Source organism: Rhizobium indicum (assembly GCF_005862305.2).
GTDB classification, from domain to species: Bacteria; Pseudomonadota; Alphaproteobacteria; order Rhizobiales; family Rhizobiaceae; genus Rhizobium; species Rhizobium indicum.
In genome coordinates this window covers 4,066,270-4,081,483 of the sequence record NZ_CP054021.1, presented here as the reverse complement: position 1 = coordinate 4,081,483, position 15,214 = coordinate 4,066,270, and the positions used below count along the sequence as shown (strand labels likewise).

Annotated in this window: 15 protein-coding genes; 8 read left to right on the top strand and 7 right to left on the bottom strand. The window is 60.5% G+C overall.

The window, feature by feature from the left end; genetic code table 11:
• Positions 1–123: 123 nt before the first annotated feature.
• The 4 genes from FFM53_RS19700 to FFM53_RS19685 all read left to right on the top strand — a co-directional run bounded on the left by FFM53_RS19700 (position 124) and on the right by FFM53_RS19685 (position 4,596).
• On the top strand, positions 124–2,475 hold the full coding sequence (locus FFM53_RS19700; RefSeq protein WP_138330397.1) for an EAL domain-containing protein: 2,352 nt from the start codon (positions 124–126) through the stop codon (positions 2,473–2,475).
• A 25-nt stretch (positions 2,476–2,500) separates the two neighbouring features.
• Entirely contained in the window at positions 2,501–3,214 is a 714-nt protein-coding gene (locus FFM53_RS19695; RefSeq protein ID WP_138386926.1) for a substrate-binding periplasmic protein, read from the top strand.
• A 192-nt stretch (positions 3,215–3,406) separates the two neighbouring features.
• Complete coding sequence (pth, locus tag FFM53_RS19690; protein WP_138386925.1) at positions 3,407–4,138, top strand: aminoacyl-tRNA hydrolase; 732 nt, start codon at positions 3,407–3,409, stop codon at positions 4,136–4,138.
• A 5-nt stretch (positions 4,139–4,143) separates the two neighbouring features.
• Positions 4,144–4,596 carry a GNAT family N-acetyltransferase gene (locus FFM53_RS19685; RefSeq protein ID WP_425504944.1) on the top strand — a complete coding sequence of 151 codons (453 nt, stop codon included), beginning with the start codon at positions 4,144–4,146 and terminating at the stop codon, positions 4,594–4,596.
• Positions 4,597–4,627: 31 nt separating this feature from the next.
• Here the strand turns inward: FFM53_RS19685 and clpS are convergent, their stop codons facing one another.
• Positions 4,628–4,939, bottom strand: a complete 312-nt coding sequence (gene clpS / locus FFM53_RS19680; RefSeq protein ID WP_003541733.1) for an ATP-dependent Clp protease adapter ClpS — start codon at positions 4,937–4,939, stop codon at positions 4,628–4,630.
• A 341-nt stretch (positions 4,940–5,280) separates the two neighbouring features.
• On the opposite strand from clpS, the gene ychF reads away from it, so the two are divergent.
• Positions 5,281–6,384 carry a redox-regulated ATPase YchF gene (gene ychF, locus FFM53_RS19675; RefSeq protein ID WP_012758451.1) on the top strand — a complete coding sequence of 368 codons (1,104 nt, stop codon included), beginning with the start codon at positions 5,281–5,283 and terminating at the stop codon, positions 6,382–6,384.
• A gap of 72 nt (positions 6,385–6,456) precedes the next feature.
• On the opposite strand, the gene FFM53_RS19670 is transcribed toward ychF, so the two are convergent.
• On the bottom strand, positions 6,457–7,554 hold the full coding sequence (locus FFM53_RS19670) for a hypothetical protein (RefSeq protein ID WP_138386923.1): 1,098 nt from the start codon (positions 7,552–7,554) through the stop codon (positions 6,457–6,459).
• An 81-nt stretch (positions 7,555–7,635) separates the two neighbouring features.
• Here FFM53_RS19670 and FFM53_RS19665 point away from each other — a divergent pair, with 81 nt between their 5' ends.
• A complete protein-coding gene (locus FFM53_RS19665; protein WP_138330392.1) occupies positions 7,636–8,127 on the top strand; it encodes a MaoC family dehydratase in 492 nt (163 codons plus the stop codon).
• On the top strand, positions 8,124–8,591 hold the full coding sequence (locus tag FFM53_RS19660) for a MaoC family dehydratase (RefSeq protein ID WP_138386922.1): 468 nt from the start codon (positions 8,124–8,126) through the stop codon (positions 8,589–8,591). Before FFM53_RS19665 ends, FFM53_RS19660 begins: the two co-directional genes overlap by 4 nt.
• A 24-nt stretch (positions 8,592–8,615) precedes the next feature.
• On the opposite strand, the gene FFM53_RS19655 is transcribed toward FFM53_RS19660, so the two are convergent.
• The 4 genes from FFM53_RS19655 to petA form a co-directional block, all read right to left on the bottom strand.
• Positions 8,616–9,158, bottom strand: coding sequence for an adenine phosphoribosyltransferase (locus FFM53_RS19655; RefSeq protein ID WP_138386921.1), 543 nt, complete (start codon positions 9,156–9,158; stop codon positions 8,616–8,618).
• Positions 9,159–9,273: 115 nt separating this feature from the next.
• Positions 9,274–10,158 (bottom strand): cytochrome c1, encoded by an 885-nt coding sequence (locus tag FFM53_RS19650; protein WP_138330390.1) that lies wholly within the window; start codon positions 10,156–10,158, stop codon positions 9,274–9,276.
• A 25-nt stretch (positions 10,159–10,183) separates the two neighbouring features.
• On the bottom strand, positions 10,184–11,452 hold the full coding sequence (locus tag FFM53_RS19645; RefSeq protein ID WP_138330389.1) for a cytochrome b: 1,269 nt from the start codon (positions 11,450–11,452) through the stop codon (positions 10,184–10,186).
• Between the two features lie 14 nt (positions 11,453–11,466).
• Complete coding sequence (gene petA, locus FFM53_RS19640; protein ID WP_138330388.1) at positions 11,467–12,045, bottom strand: ubiquinol-cytochrome c reductase iron-sulfur subunit; 579 nt, start codon at positions 12,043–12,045, stop codon at positions 11,467–11,469.
• A gap of 283 nt (positions 12,046–12,328) precedes the next feature.
• On the opposite strand from petA, the gene FFM53_RS19635 reads away from it, so the two are divergent.
• Positions 12,329–13,261, top strand: coding sequence for an endonuclease/exonuclease/phosphatase family protein (locus FFM53_RS19635; RefSeq protein WP_138386920.1), 933 nt, complete (start codon positions 12,329–12,331; stop codon positions 13,259–13,261).
• Here FFM53_RS19635 and FFM53_RS19630 read toward each other — a convergent pair.
• On the bottom strand, positions 13,217–15,130 hold the full coding sequence (locus FFM53_RS19630) for an ABC transporter ATP-binding protein (protein WP_138386919.1): 1,914 nt from the start codon (positions 15,128–15,130) through the stop codon (positions 13,217–13,219). The two genes, FFM53_RS19635 and FFM53_RS19630, sit on opposite strands and share 45 nt — an antisense overlap.
• Between the last annotated feature and the right edge of the window lie 84 nt (positions 15,131–15,214).

The following is a 15,214-nucleotide window of genomic DNA, read 5'->3' as shown; positions in this document are numbered from 1 at the left end:
GCCCGGAAACGCCCCGTTTCAGCAACATTTAACAAATTCGTGAAAGCATGCTCCGTCAGTTGCGAAGAAGCCCGCCTCAACGCACGACAGCAAATATGGCCGGCCTGGGGAGTAGACGGAACCATGAACAATTCCGTTGAGAACAGATTTTTTGCGATAGTTTGCGGAGCGCTGCTTGTTTTTGTCGCTCCCCTCTTTGTTCTCTTCCTTTTTCTTTCCTCCGAGCGGGCCGACAAGGAAATACGCGACCATATCTCCGTTCTTCTTGTCGCCAATGCCCAGGCGCTGGCCAAACCCCTGTGGGACCTCGATGAGGACAGCGTCACCCAGATCAGCGCGACGGTCGTTTCCCAGGGCGCCATCGTCAGGGTCGAAGTGCGTGACCAGTCAGGCCAGCTCGACGTCAGCCAGTCCACCATTCCGCGCTCCTTCGACGGCAAGCTCGTGCAGGTGTCGCGCGCCATCATCTACAACACCGTCGACGGTCCGAAAAACCTCGGCAGCATCAGCGTCTATTATCCTGCGCTCGGCCTGTTTTCCGGCCTGAAGCAGGAAGAGGTCGTCTTCATCTCGATCTTCATCTTCGCGGTGCTGACCGTTTTCGGCACGGCGCTGATCGGCAATCGCTTCTTCGTCATCCAGCCGCTGATGCGGCTGACGGCGGCAATCGAGGCCACCCGCCAGTTGGGCTCCCGCCATCATGTCGACTGGCAGTCGAACGACGAGATGGGACGGCTTGCCCATAGCTTCAACGAGATGCAGACCAAGCTCGAAAGCGAGGAAAAGGAGCTGAAGCTCGCACACCGCCGCGCCACCGACATCTACAATCTGACGCCCGCCATGCTCTTCTCGCTCGACGAGGAAGACCGCATCACCGCCGTCAGCGATTATTGGCTGCTTGCCACAGGTTATAACCGTGCCGCCGTCATCGGCCGCAACTTCGCCAATCTCGTCACCCCCGCGACCCGTGACAAATTCGTCAAGCGCCGCCAAGCCGAAAGCGGCATGACCGTCACCGTCAAGTTCGTTTGCCTGGACGGCCGCACCATGGACGTCCTCATCATGGAATCGGAGGCGGGAGCTGGCGCTCAAGACCGCCTCTCGCTATCGGTCATGACCGATGTGACCGAACTCAAGGCCTCCGAGGACCGCAACCACCGCCAGGCAATCACCGATCACCTGACCGGGCTTCTCAATCGCCAGGGCTTCGAAGCCGTCCTCGACAACAAGATTGCCGCCGCCGATGCCGCCGGCCAGGAACTCGCCTGTCTCTTCGTCGATCTCGACCGTTTCAAGTGGATCAACGACAATATGGGCCATGCCGCCGGTGACATGGCACTGGTCGAGCTCGTCGAGCGCCTGAAGACCCATCTTGCCCCCTCCGACGAGGCGGCCCGTCTCGGTGGCGACGAATTTGCCATCCTGCTGCCGGCCAAGGACGCCGAAACCCGCGCCAAGGTGATGTGCGAGCAGATCGCCTCGATCTTCGAAACGCCATTCACCCCCGACATGCATCTGAGCGCTTCCGTCGGCATCGCCATCTATCCGCATCATGCCGAAACCGCGGCCGAACTGCTGCAAAAATCCGACATGGCGATGTATGCCAAGAAACGCGACGGCAAGAACGGCGCGCAGCTCTTCGACAATGCCATGCTCGACCGTGCCCGCAGCCGCGCCGAAATCGAGGCCAATATCGAAGCCGGCCTCGTCGACAACTGGTTCGAAGCCTTCCTGCAGCCGATCGTCACCCTGAACGGCCGCGGCATTGCCGGCTTCGAGGCGCTGATGCGCCTCAACCATCCGCAGAAGGGCTTGATGCCGCCGGCCGAGATCATCAGCGTCGCCGAGGAAACGGCAAAGATCGTCCGCGTCGGCAACGTCATCATGGAAAAGGCGATCGCCAACCTCGCGAAGATTTCCCGCATATCAGGCATGCAGGATACCTATCTCGCCATCAACTTCTCGCCGCTGCAGTTCGAACCGGCGCTGCCGGCCCGTCTTGCCGCCATCGTCGGCCGCCACGGCATCCGGCCCGAGCGCATCGTCGTCGAGATCACCGAAGCCGTGCTGATGCACGACAACCCGCAAATCCGCTTGATCGTCACGGAGCTTCGCCGTTTCGGCTGCCGCATCGCGCTTGACGATTTCGGCACGGGCTATTCGTCGCTGAGCTACCTCAACCGCTTCCCCGTCGACATCATCAAGATCGACCAGTCCTTCACCCGCGCGATCAACGACGGCGACGACGACGTGCGTCAGAAGAGCCGCATGCTGATCGAAGGCATCACCACGCTTTCCCACAAGATGAATTGCACCGTCATTGCCGAGGGTATCGAGACCGAAGAGGAATGCCGCACGCTCCATCAGATGGGGCTTGACTATGGCCAGGGCTATCTCTTCCATCGTCCGCAGCACGCAGCCACGCTGATCGAGGAACTGGCGGCCTCGCAATCGGCCGTCGCACGCGCCTCGTGAACGAAGAACCAAGGAGATGATGCAGATGAAAAAGCTCCTGCTTCTCGCATGCCTGGCGCTGCCCTGCACCGCCCATGCGCAAACGGTGACGTTCACGACCGAGGACTATGCCCCCTTCAACTATCGCGAAGGCAAGGAGATCAAGGGCGCGACCGTCGAGCAGGTCGAAAAGGTGATGGCCGCGATCGGCGTCGACTACACGATCGAGATCATGCCCTGGGCGCGCGCCTTCGGCCTTGCCCGCACGGCGCCGATGACTTGTGTCTTTGCGACCGCCCACAACGGCGCACGCGACCCCTTGTTCAAATGGGTCGAGCCGCTGCTCATCGACCGCAACATCCTGATCACCCGCAAGGGCTCGGGCGTCACCGCCGGCAATCTGGACGAGGCGAAGAAGTATACGGTCGGCACGCAGCGCGAGGACTATACCGAGACGATCCTGAAGGAGAAGGGTTTCACCAAGCTCGATGTCGCCAGCGACTTCAATGCGACGCTACGCAAGCTGCTTGGCCGGCGCATCGACATGATGCCGATCTCCGAACTCTATTTCGAAAAGCTGAAGGCCGACCAGCCGGTGGAATTGGTGACCGTGCTCTCCGCCCAGCCAATGGGCATCGCTTGCGAGAAGAACTTTCCGGACGATCTGCTCGCCAGGATGCAGGCTGCTCTCGACAAGCTGATCGCCAATGGCGACCAGAAGCAGATCTTCCTGAAATACGGCATGAACCTGTCGGAATGACTCCGAAGACAACTGCCCTTTCCGCTTGACTTTGCTTTCATTTCGCGGTGGTGAACGGCGGGAAGTTCTAAAGCGCGTCGCGATCTTTCAGATTCGCTTGTCGTGCTTTAGGTCTTTGTTTTTACGCATGTCGTTTGTCGCAAAACCGCTGCACACTTTTGCGCGACATGCTTTAGCGAGGAAAAACAGGCCATGCTGATCATCGCGGGTCTCGGCAATCCCGGCGGCAAATACGTCGGCAACCGCCACAATATCGGCTTCATGGCCGTCGACGCCATCCATAGGCGCCACAGCTTTTCGCCCTGGTCGAAGAAGTTCAGGGCCGAGATCGCCGAGGGCGAGGTCGGCGGCGAGAAAGTGCTGCTGATGAAGCCGCAGACCTTTATGAACCTTTCCGGCGAGTCCGTCGGCGAAGCGATGCGTTTCTACAAGCTCCAGCCGGCCGATCTCGTGGCCATCTACGACGAGCTCGACCTTCCTGAGGGCAAGGCGCGGCTGAAGACCGGCGGCGGCCACAACGGCCACAACGGCATCAAGTCGCTCGATGCGCATTGCGGCAGGGAATACCGGCGGCTACGCCTCGGTATCGGCCATCCCGGCATCAAGGAAATGGTGCAGAACCATGTGCTCGGCGATTTCGCCAAGGCCGACAAGGCCTGGCTGGAGCCGCTTCTCGACACGCTCGCCGACAATGCCGACATGCTGGTGCGAAACGAAGATTCGCAGCTGATGAACAAGATCGCGCTGGCGCTCGGCGGAAAGGCCGAGGAGGAGAAACCGGCGAAGGAAAAGAAGGACGCCGAGAAGAAGCCGGCCGGCCAGTCACATATCCATCGGGCCCGCAACCACAATCAGCCGAAGTTGCCGGCCACCGGCCCGTTGGCCGACATGCTGAAAAAGATGTTCGGCAAAAAGGGCGATTGAGACCGATGCCGGATCAAGACGTCGTCATCCGCCCGGCTGCCCGCGGCGATCTTGCCGGTCTCATGAGGCTTTACCGTCACCTGAACCCCACCGATCCGGTTCTTGACGAGGCCATCGCCGAAGAACGCTTTTTCGCCATCCTGGCCCAGCCCGGCATGACCGTCTTCATCGGTTTTGCGGGTGAGGTCGCCGTCGCCACCGTCACAAGCGTCGTCGTGCCGAACCTGACACGGAACGGCGCGCCCTATGCGCTCATCGAAAACGTCGTCACCCATGCCGATCATCGCAAGCGCGGCTATGCCCGCGCCGTCATCGGCCACGCGGTCGCAGACGCCTGGAACGACGGATGCTACAAGGTGATGCTGCTTACCGGCTCGAAGAATCCGGCAACGTTGCGGTTCTATGAGAATTGCGGTTTCGTGCAGGACAAGACCGGCTATCAGATCCGCCGGCCCTGAATCCATATTCGGGGCGGCCCTCGGAAAACGCCTATTCCTCCGGTTCGGTGGTGAACATCAGCGGAAAGCCCATGCCCTTGGCAAGGTCGATGCCTTCCTTGGCCTTGGTCTCGGCGATGTCCCTGACGCAGACCACGACCACGCAGGAACCCAGCTTGTGCGCCGTCATCATCACCCGGTAGCCGGTCTCCTCGCTCATGCGGAAGACGGCCTTCAGGATCATGATCACCAATTCGCGCGGCGTATAATCGTCATTGACGAGAATGACCTTGTAGAGCTTCGGCTTGTCCAGCTTGAGCTTCACTTTGGCCTTCGGTTTCAGTGCAATGTCATTGTCACTCATCGGAAAAATCCACCCGTTGATGACATGGGGTCAGCAATCTTCAAAACCATCTAATCATTGTCGATGACGAATTTTTGACGGTTAACCGGTGCGGCTCCCGACCTCAAACGGGCAGGAGCTGGTCGCCGGCATCGTCACCGAAAGGTCAACTTCGTCTATGCGAACAGCGACCGGCATTCTGGTGAAATCAGCAATACGTCCAAATCTCCGTCGCTTTCAAGAATAGGCCAGCACCGATCTGTCGGCAAGTGAGCGACGCTAAAAGCTCTCTAAGACTTGACCATATTGCTCCTTTATCCCATAGGCACCAGCAAGGAATTCAAGAACAGCAGGTTTTAGCCATGGGCTTCAAATGCGGTATCGTCGGGCTGCCGAATGTCGGCAAATCGACCCTCTTCAACGCGCTCACCAAGACGGCCGCCGCACAGGCGGCGAATTATCCCTTCTGCACCATCGAGCCGAACACCGGCGAAGTCGCCGTTCCCGATCCACGCATGCGCAAGCTTGCCGACATTGCCAAGTCCAAGGAACTGATCCCGACCCGCATCTCCTTCGTCGACATTGCCGGCCTGGTGCGCGGCGCCTCGAAGGGTGAAGGCCTCGGCAACCAGTTCCTCGCCAATATCCGCGAGGTCGACGCCATCGTCCATGTGCTCCGCTGCTTCGAAGACAGCGACATCACTCATGTCGAGGGCCGCATCAACCCCGTCGCCGATGCCGAGACGATCGAGACCGAGCTGATGCTTGCCGACCTCGAAAGCCTGGAGCGCCGCACCGAGCAGACGCGCAAGCGCGCCACCGGCAAGGACAAGGAATCGGTGGCGATGCTGCCGATCATGGATGCCTCGCTGAAGCTGCTCAACGAAGGCAAGCCGGTTCGCACGCTGCTGTCGACGCTCGATGCGGAAGAAATCGTCATCCTCAAGAGCCTCAATCTTCTGACCTCGCATCCGGTGCTCTACGTCTGCAACGTCGCCGAAGGCGATGCCTCGACCGGCAACGAATTCACCGAGGCCGTTGCCGTCATGGCGAAGGAACAGGGTGCCGAAACCGTCGTCATCTCGGCGGCGATCGAATCGGAGGTTGCCCAGCTTCCCGAGGAGGAAGCCAAGGAATTCCTCTCCGCCCTCGACCTTGACGAGGCCGGCCTCGACCGGCTGATCCGTGCCGGCTACAAGCTGCTCCACCTCATCACCTATTTCACTGTCGGCCCGAAGGAAACGCGCGCCTGGACGATCGAGCGCGGCACCAAGGCGCCACAGGCCGCCGGCGTCATCCATTCGGATTTCGAGCGTGGCTTCATCCGCGCCAACACCATCGCCTATGACGACTACATCAAATACAACGGCGAAGTCGGCGCCAAGGATGCCGGCAAGGCGCGCGACGAAGGCAAGGAATACGTCGTCCAGGACGGCGACGTCATCCACTTCCGCTTCAACACCTGAACGGAAATTGCCGCTATCCCGATCAATTCATTTCGCCCAAATCGCTCAGCGGTTTGGGCGAAATCGTAACATTTACGGGGTTGCCCCTAAGACGGCCGGCGGCAGTCTTTGCGAAATGGCAGCCGGCAGTGCCCGCAGCACGATGCGGCGCAGCGGCATCCAGCCGGTACCGATGATGAGCACGATCGCTCCGACGACGATCAGCGTCGTGAAGATATAGGTGTCAACCGTCGCACTCCCCTGCCGGAAAATGCCGTAGATCGCAAAACCGAGCGACAGCAGGCCTGACGTGACGAAGGCGCGTCGATCGATGACAAGGCCGATCAGCATCAACACCACCACGCTGATAACAATGATGGGTGTCTTGATCGATACCTCCTGAGCAACATCGAGCAAATTGCCGTCGAACGACATCAGCAGCCTTACGCTGAAGAGCAGGGCCGGTGCCGCGCCGAGGTGAAGCCAGAAGGCGATATCGGAGCGCGTTGTCCGGCGCAGCCGATCGCCGAGGTCGAAATGGAGCGCCGTTGCAAACAGCCCGAGCGCGCAAACGAGGAAGACCACCGCGAGCAGGAGGGGATGGTTGGCGAAGAATTGCGGATCGCCGCTCGCCCATTGCATGAGGCGCAATAGCAGGGTGAGCACCAGCGCAAGGGCCGAGGTGATGCAGAGCGCCAGCGACAGAGGCACGCGATACCGGGCATAATAGAGGCCGAGAATGATCGGGAAGCCGGCGACGAACTGCGTCGCCTCCGCCCCGATATCATTGAAGGCTGATGTTCCCGGCTTGAAGAAGAAGGACATCAGCACGAATGTCCAGCAGAACAGCGCAATCGTCAGGCTGACGGCCGGCAAAGCGAGCCGCTGGCGGCGCACCAGGATTTCCGAAAGCACGATGATCGCAGGCAGCACGGCATAAAGTGCGGCAAGCCCCCAGAGGCCGCCGAGCGCCACCACGACGCCGATGGTGATCAGCACATCGTGGAAGCCGCGCACAAAGCGTGGCGTCTCGGTATCCGACCAGGCCTGCCCCTCCGCTTCCATTGCCGGCTGTGCCTCAGCGATGACGACCCCGCGCTCCGTCAGGAACGGCAAAAGCCGCACGCCCGCCTGCGGCGAAATCAGCTCCTGGCGCACGGCCTCGTCGAGTATCGACCTTAGTTCAGTCATGCCGGTTTATCTCCCCGGAATCATTGAGCCCGCGCGGATGCTATTGTAAGCATTGTGCGCTGCATATGGCGGGAGGAGCGAATGTCGGCAGAAAAGCTTTCCTTCGAGGATTTCCAGCCCGGCCGCCGCTTCGCGCTTGGCCCGAAGCCGGTGACCACAGAGGAAATCATTGAGTTCGCAAGCGAATTCGACCCGCAACCGATGCATCTCGATGAGGCTGCCGGCCGCGCCAGCATTCTCGGCGGCCTTGCCGCCTCCGGCTGGCATACCTCTTCGATGTTCATGCGCATGATGGCCGACAGCTATGTGCTGAACTCGCTCTGCGAAGGTGCGCCGGGCGTCGACCTGATGGAATGGCGAAAGCCGGTGCTTGCCGGCGACACGCTGTCCGGCCACTCGACCGTGCTTGAAGCCCGGCCGATGCGATCGCGCCCCGGCATGGGCATCGTCAAGTTTCGCCACGACGTGGAAAACCAGCGCGGCGAACTCGTCTGCGTCTCGGAGAACTCGGTCATGTTCGGCATGCGCGCCCGGCCCGCGGAAATCGGCATAAACCCGGAGACATCAGCATGAGGATGTCCGAGCTTTACGCGGTTGGCGAGAAGGCCGAGATCGGCAGCTACACTTTTACCGAGGAAAACATCATCCGTTTCGCGACGCGCTACGATCCGCAGCGTTTCCACGTCGACAAAGAAGCCGCCAAGGACACCCTCTTCGGCGATCTCTGCGCCTCGGGCTGGCACACCACCGCCGCCTGGATGCGGACCTTCCTCGCTTTTTGGGAAAGGCAGAGCGCCGCACTCGCGCAAAGGGGCCAGACGTCGCCGAACCTCGGTCCTTCGCCCGGTTTCCAGAAACTGCAATGGCTGCGGCCGGTCTTCGCAGGCGACGTCGTCACCTACTCCGTCGCCTTCCTCGCCAGCCGGGCGCTCGCGTCGCGGCCGGGATGGCACCTCAACACCATCCTCTGCGAGGGCGTCAATCAAAACGGCGATGCCGTTATCCGCTTCGAAAGCGGCGTGCTCGAATTCGACTGACGCTGCAGGCAGCAGGACGAGGGCTCAGTGGCCGGAGAATTCAACCAGCGTATGCACGACGACGCCGAGGTCTTCCAGCTTCTTGCGGCCGCCAAGATCCGGCAGGTCGATGACGAAACAGGCGCCGACCACTTCCGCGCCGATCTGGCGCAGTAGCTTCGTCGCACCGACCGCCGTGCCGCCGGTGGCGATCAGATCGTCGACCAGGATCACCTTCTCGCCGGGCTGGACAGCATCGCGATGCATCTCCATCTCGTCGACGCCATATTCCAGGCTGTAGGCGATGCGCACGGTCTCGTGCGGCAGCTTACCTTTCTTGCGGATCGGTACGAAACCTGAGGAAAGCTGGTGCGCCACCGCGCCGCCGAGGATGAAGCCGCGCGCCTCCATGCCGGCGATCTTGTCGATCTTCGTGCCCGCATAGGGCTGCACGAGTTCGTCGACCGCCCGGCGGAAAGCCCGAGGGTTGCCAAGCAGCGTGGTGATGTCGCGGAAGATGATGCCGGGCTTGGGATAGTCAGGAATGGAGCGGATGCTGGCTGCGAGCTCCGAAATCGTATTGTTCATGGAAAATCCATATCTGCGAACGCATGAAACTGGCTGGACTTTATCAATTGCCAGGGGCGGAACCAACAAAAAAGGCGACCCGTAGGCCGCCTTTCGAAATCCGGCGGGGAACCGCTCAATGTTCCTTATTGGCGTAGATCGAGCGCTTCGTCAGGTAGATCAGCACCGTGAAGATCGCCAGGAAAATCATGACCATGAAGCCGGTGCGCTTGCGCTCATCGAGATGCGGCTCAGCGGCCCACATCAGGAAGGCGGTAACGTCCCTCGAATACTGGTCGACCGTCGCCGGCGCGCCATCGTCATAGGTCACCTGGCCGTCAGAGAGCGGCTTCGGCATGGCAAGGACGGCGGCAGCATTGAAATAAGGGTTATAATGTCCGCCCTGCGGCACCTGGAAACCGGCCGGCGGCTCTTCATAGCCGGTCAGCAGTGCGTGGATATAGTCCGGGCCGCTTTCCTGATATTGCGTGAAAATGTCGAAAACGAACTGCGGAAAGCCGCGCTCGACTGAGCGGGCCTTGGCGATCAACGAAAAATCGGGCGGAGCCGCGCCATTGTTGGAAGCAGCCGCGGCTTCAGCATTGGGGAAAGGCGACGGGAAGTAATCGGAAGGAACCGCCTTGCGGGTAAACATCTCGCCGCTGGCGTCGGGACCGTCCTGGACCTCGTAATTCGCGGCGAAGGCCTTCACCTGCGCCTCGGAATAGCCGAGTTCGTCGAGCGTGCGGAAAGGCACGAGCTTCATCGAATGACAGGCTGCACAGACTTCCGTGTAGACCTTGAGGCCGCGCTGGAGCTGGCCCTTGTCGTAATGGCCGAACGGACCGGCGAAAGACCATTCCTCCTCCTTCGGATGCTTCAGCGGATAATGCGGGGTCTCACCTTCCGCGTGATGGGCCGGAGCCGCACCGTTGGCGGGCGTCGCCTCCTGGGCCAGCACCGCACTGCCGAGACCGGCGGCGAATGCGAACGAGAGAATGCTTGTAACAAGCGTTTTCATATTTCTATTCCCTTCCGTCGCTCGCTTATGCCTTGACCGCTGCGGTCTTGTTGCGCTTTTCGAGCACCGCTTCGGTGATCGAATTCGGGATGCGGCGCGGTGTTTCCACCAAGCCGAGAACCGGCATCGCGACCAGAAAGAAAGCGAAGTAGAGGAGTGTGCAGATCTGCGAGATCGTGGTGAACAGGCCTTCCGCCGGCTGCGAGCCGAGCCAGCCGAGGATGATCGCGTTGATCACGAACAGCCAATAGAACAGCTTGTACCAGGGGCGGTAGACGGCGGAACGGACCTTTGAGGTATCGAGCCAGGGCAGGAAGAAGAGCACGATGATCGCGCCGAACATCACGAGCACGCCGCCGAGCTTGGAATCGATCGGGCCGACGTTGAAGGTGATCGAACGCAGCATCGCGTAGAACGGCAGGAAGTACCATTCCGGAACGATGTGGGCTGGCGTCTTCAACGGGTCGGCCGGGATGTAGTTGTCGGCATGGCCGAGGAAGTTCGGCATGTAGAAGACGAAATAGGCATAGACCAACAGGAACACCGATACGCCGAGCGCATCCTTCATTGTCGCATAGGGCGTGAAGCGCACCGTGTCCGTCTTCGTCTTGACCTCGACGCCCGTCGGGTTCGTCTGGCCGACGACGTGCAGCGCCCAGATGTGCAGGACGACGACGCCGGCGATCATGAAGGGCAGCAGGTAATGCAGCGAGAAAAAGCGGTTCAGCGTCGGCTGTTCGACGGCAAAGCCGCCGAGTAGGAACTGCTGCAACCATTCGCCAATCAGGGGAAAGGCCGAGAAGAAGCCGGTGATGACGGTCGCACCCCAGAAGGACATCTGGCCCCAGGGCAGAACGTAACCCATGAAGCCAGTCGCCATCATCAGGAGATAAATGACCACACCGAGAATCCAGAGAATTTCTCGCGGCGCCTTGTAGGAGCCGTAGTAGAGGCCGCGGGCGATGTGCAGGTAGACGGCAACGAAGAAGAAGGATGCGCCGTTGGCATGCATATAGCGCAGCAGCCAGCCCTGGTTGACGTCGCGCATGATCTTTTCAACGGAGTTGAAGGCGACCGACGATTCAGCGGCGTAATGCATGGCGAGCGTGACGCCCGTCAGGATCTGCACCACCAGCATGACGGCGAGCATGGCGCCGAAGGTATAGGCATAGTTCAGGTTACGCGGAACCGGGTAGGCGATGAAGCTGTCATAGACCATGCGCGGCAGTGGAAGGCGCGCATCGACCCATTTCTCGAGGCCGGTTGATGGCTCGTAGCTGGAATGGCCACTCATATATCAGTCTCCCCTCAACCGATCTTGATTTTGGTATCGGACACAAATGAAAAGGTCGGGATCGCCAGGTTCTCGGGCGCAGGACCCTTCCGGATGCGGCCGGCCGTGTCGTAGACCGAGCCATGGCAGGGACAGAACCAACCATTGTATTCGCCGGCCTGGCCGAGCGGGACGCAACCGAGATGAGTGCAGGTACCGACCATGACGATCCAGTTTTCCTTGCCTTCGCCGCCCGAGCGGTCGACGCCCGTTGCCTGAGCCTCGGCAGGAAGGTTTGCATTGCGAGCTGCCGGATCCTTAAGGTCCGACACGGGAACATCGGCTGCGGCCTTTACTTCTTCCGGCGTGCGATTGCGGATGAAGATCGGCTTGCCGCGCCACTTGACTGTCAGCGACATGCCGGGCTCGAGGCTGGCAACGTCGACTTCGATGGAGGCGAGAGCAAGCGTCGAAGCGTCAGGACGCATCTGATCGATGAACGGCCAAGCGACCGCGACGGCGCCGACGGCGCCCGCCATACCAGTGGTGAGATAAAGGAAATCACGGCGAGTGGGTTCGCCCGTGCCCTCGCTTGTCGTTTCGTGTTCGCTCACGGCTAACATCCTCTGCGCAATTTTCGCGGAATTCCGCCCTACCCCTCTACCGGCGAATCTCTCTAGACACAATTCGGCCATAGATTCCCCAGCAATCCGGCGCGTTCTATGCTTGATCGCAAATTATGTCCAGCCTTGGCAAGGGGATGAGGGCACAATGTCGCGGGAAATTTCGGATGAATTTTTTAAGGCAAACACGCGCCTGCCATTATGTTGCATTGCAACAAAAAGGCCCTCGTGATAGGCGCAGTCCGAGCCATGCCAGTGAGCCGGACCGGAGCGGATGAGAGACACGATTTTTTGCGTATTCAGCGTTCTTACGACGCTTGTTCTCGCCATCGTCTCCCTGCGATACGTCACCGATTTCTATCTGCTCTCCTTCTTTTACAGCTTCCAGGTTCATCTGGCGGCAGCCGGCGCGGTGGCCTCGGTCGCTGCCCTTCTCGTCAAGCGGCACTGGTATGGCCTGCTGACCCTAGCAGTATCGGTGGCCCTTGCCATCCACGGTGTCGTGATGATGCGCGAATTTGTCGAGCCGGCTGTGGAGGAGAGCCGCCCCGCACTGTTCAGGCTGATGTCCTTCAATATCGAGAACGATAATTTCGCAAACGGCCCTGACATCGCCGACATGGTCATCGCCTCAGGCGCCGATGTCGTCAACATCCTGGAGGCCGAACCGCTGCTGTCGGAACTGCCGCGATTGTTGAAGATCTATCCCTATTATATCGGCTGCGGTGTCGGCATGGAGCAATGCGATACGCTGGTGCTGTCGAAGCGTCCGCTGATCGAACCGCGCATCCGGAATCTCGGCCTGCTCTGGCGCAACCGGCTGACGATCTCGACAATCGATTTCGATGGCCAGAAGGTCAATTTCCTCGCCGCGCACCTGACAAAACCTTATTACGACGAGTTCCACGGCCTCGAAATCTGGGATCTAGCAGAGATCATCCCTTCCCTTTCGGGACCGCTCGTCCTTGCCGGTGATTTCAATACGTCGATTTTGGCGCCCGACGTGCAGTATCTCATGCGCACTCAAGGCTTGGGCACGGCATCGCTGGAGCCCGCGACATGGCCGATCCGCGCCGGCGCCATCGGTATTCCTATCGATCATATCTTTACCCGGGCGCCGCTACGGCTGAAATCGGTCCGCCGCATCGAGAACGGCTTCGGATCAAATCATTTTGGCCTCATGGCGGAATTCGTCGTCGACCCTTGAGCCCGCATCCTCGTCCGTAGCAAGGAAGCCGCCGGACTGGCGCGCCCAAAGTTCGGCATAGAGCCCGCCGTGGCGAAGCAGTGCGTCATGGCTGCCTTCCTCGATGATCCGTCCGAGATCGACGACGATCAGCCGGTCGAGCGCGGCGATCGTCGACAGCCGATGGGCGATCGCAAGCACCGTCTTGCCTTCCATGATCCGATGGAGATTGGACTGGATGGCTTCTTCCACCTCCGAATCGAGCGCTGATGTCGCCTCGTCGAGAACGAGGATCGGCGCGTCCTTCAGCATGACGCGGGCAATGGCGATACGCTGCCGCTGCCCGCCGGACAGTTTGACGCCGCGTTCGCCGACATGCGCATCGAAACCTCTGCGGCCCTGCTGATCCTGCAGGCGTTCGATGAAGTCGATGGCTTCGGCGCGCCTAGCCGCCTCGACCAGCCCCTCCTCACCGGCATCGGGCCGTCCGAACAGGATGTTGTCACGCACCGAACGATGCAGCAGCGAGGTGTCCTGGCTGACGACGCCGATCTGCATCCTGAGAGATTCCTGCGTCACGGCTGCAATATCCTGGCCGTCGATCAGAATACGGCCGTCCTGAATATCGTAGAGGCGCAGCAGCAGGTTCATCAGCGTCGATTTCCCCGCGCCCGAACGGCCGACGATCCCGACCTTTTCGCCCGGGCGGATGGTCAGCGAGAAATTCTCGACGACCGGCTGATGGCCCTTGCCGTAGCGGAAGGAAACATTGTCGAAGCGGACACCGGGCTGCCGGATTATCAGGGTCTTCGCATCAGCCCGATCGACGAGCCCCAGAGGCTGGGAGATCAGCTCGGCAGCGTTCTGGATGGTGCCGAGGTTGCGCATGATGCCGTTGAATTGCGTCATCAACCGTCCGAGCAGGAAATTCAGCCTGAGCACCAGCGCCAGCGAAAACGCCACCGCACCCGAGCTGATGAGGCCGCGCAGCCAGAGATCGACGCTCAGTCCCGCCATCGTCACGATCATCAGGCCGGAGAGCAGCGCCATCGAGGCCCTGACGCCGGTGATGAACCGCGTGAAGCGCAGCACCGTATCCTGATAGATATCGAAGCCTTGCCGCATGTAGCGGTCGGTCTCCTCGTCGCGTGCAAACAGCTTCAGCGTCTGCATGTTGCTGTAGGAATCGACCATCCTGCCGTTCAGCATCGATCCGGCTTCCGCCGTTTCGCGGGAATGATGGCGGATCCGCGGGACAAAGTGGCGCGCCAGCAGGCTGAAGGCGCCAAGCCAGAACAGCACGACGGCGGCAAGGGAAAAGTCCAGCCGGGCGACGAGCACGAGCGTCGTTGCGGCATAGATGCCGACGAACCAGACGCTTTCCATCAGCGAGGTGACAAGATCGCCGGTGGCCTGCCCCGCCGACCAGACCTTGGTGACGATGCGTCCCGAAAAATCGCTCTGGAAGAACGACAATGACTGCCTGGAGACGTGGAGATAGGATTGCCAGCGTGCGAGATTGTAGAAGCCCGGCGTGATCACCTGCTGGTCGACCAGCGCGATCAGGAAGGCGATGACGAAGCGCACGAGCCCGATGAGGGCGAGCATGCCGAACAGCTCGCCGCCGTGGGCAGCGAGAAGGCCGCTCCAGCCGGCCCCTGGCGTGATGCTGCCGAGGATATCGACGAGCCGCCCGACAAACCAGAAGAGCGCTGCCTCGATCGCCGCCGACGCGCCGCCGAGAACGAGCATGGCGATGAACGGCATCCTCGCCTGGCCGATATAGAACCAGATGAATCCGAGCGTCGAGCGCGGCGGCTGGAGATTGGCGCGTGGGCGGAACGGATCGATCCAGGTTTCGAACCGGCGGAGGATGGGGCTTAAGAACATAGAAGCGATATAGGCGGAATAACCGGACCGGCAAAGGGAATGAAAAGCGACCGAAACCTTATATTTTGGTAATTAATGGTAACA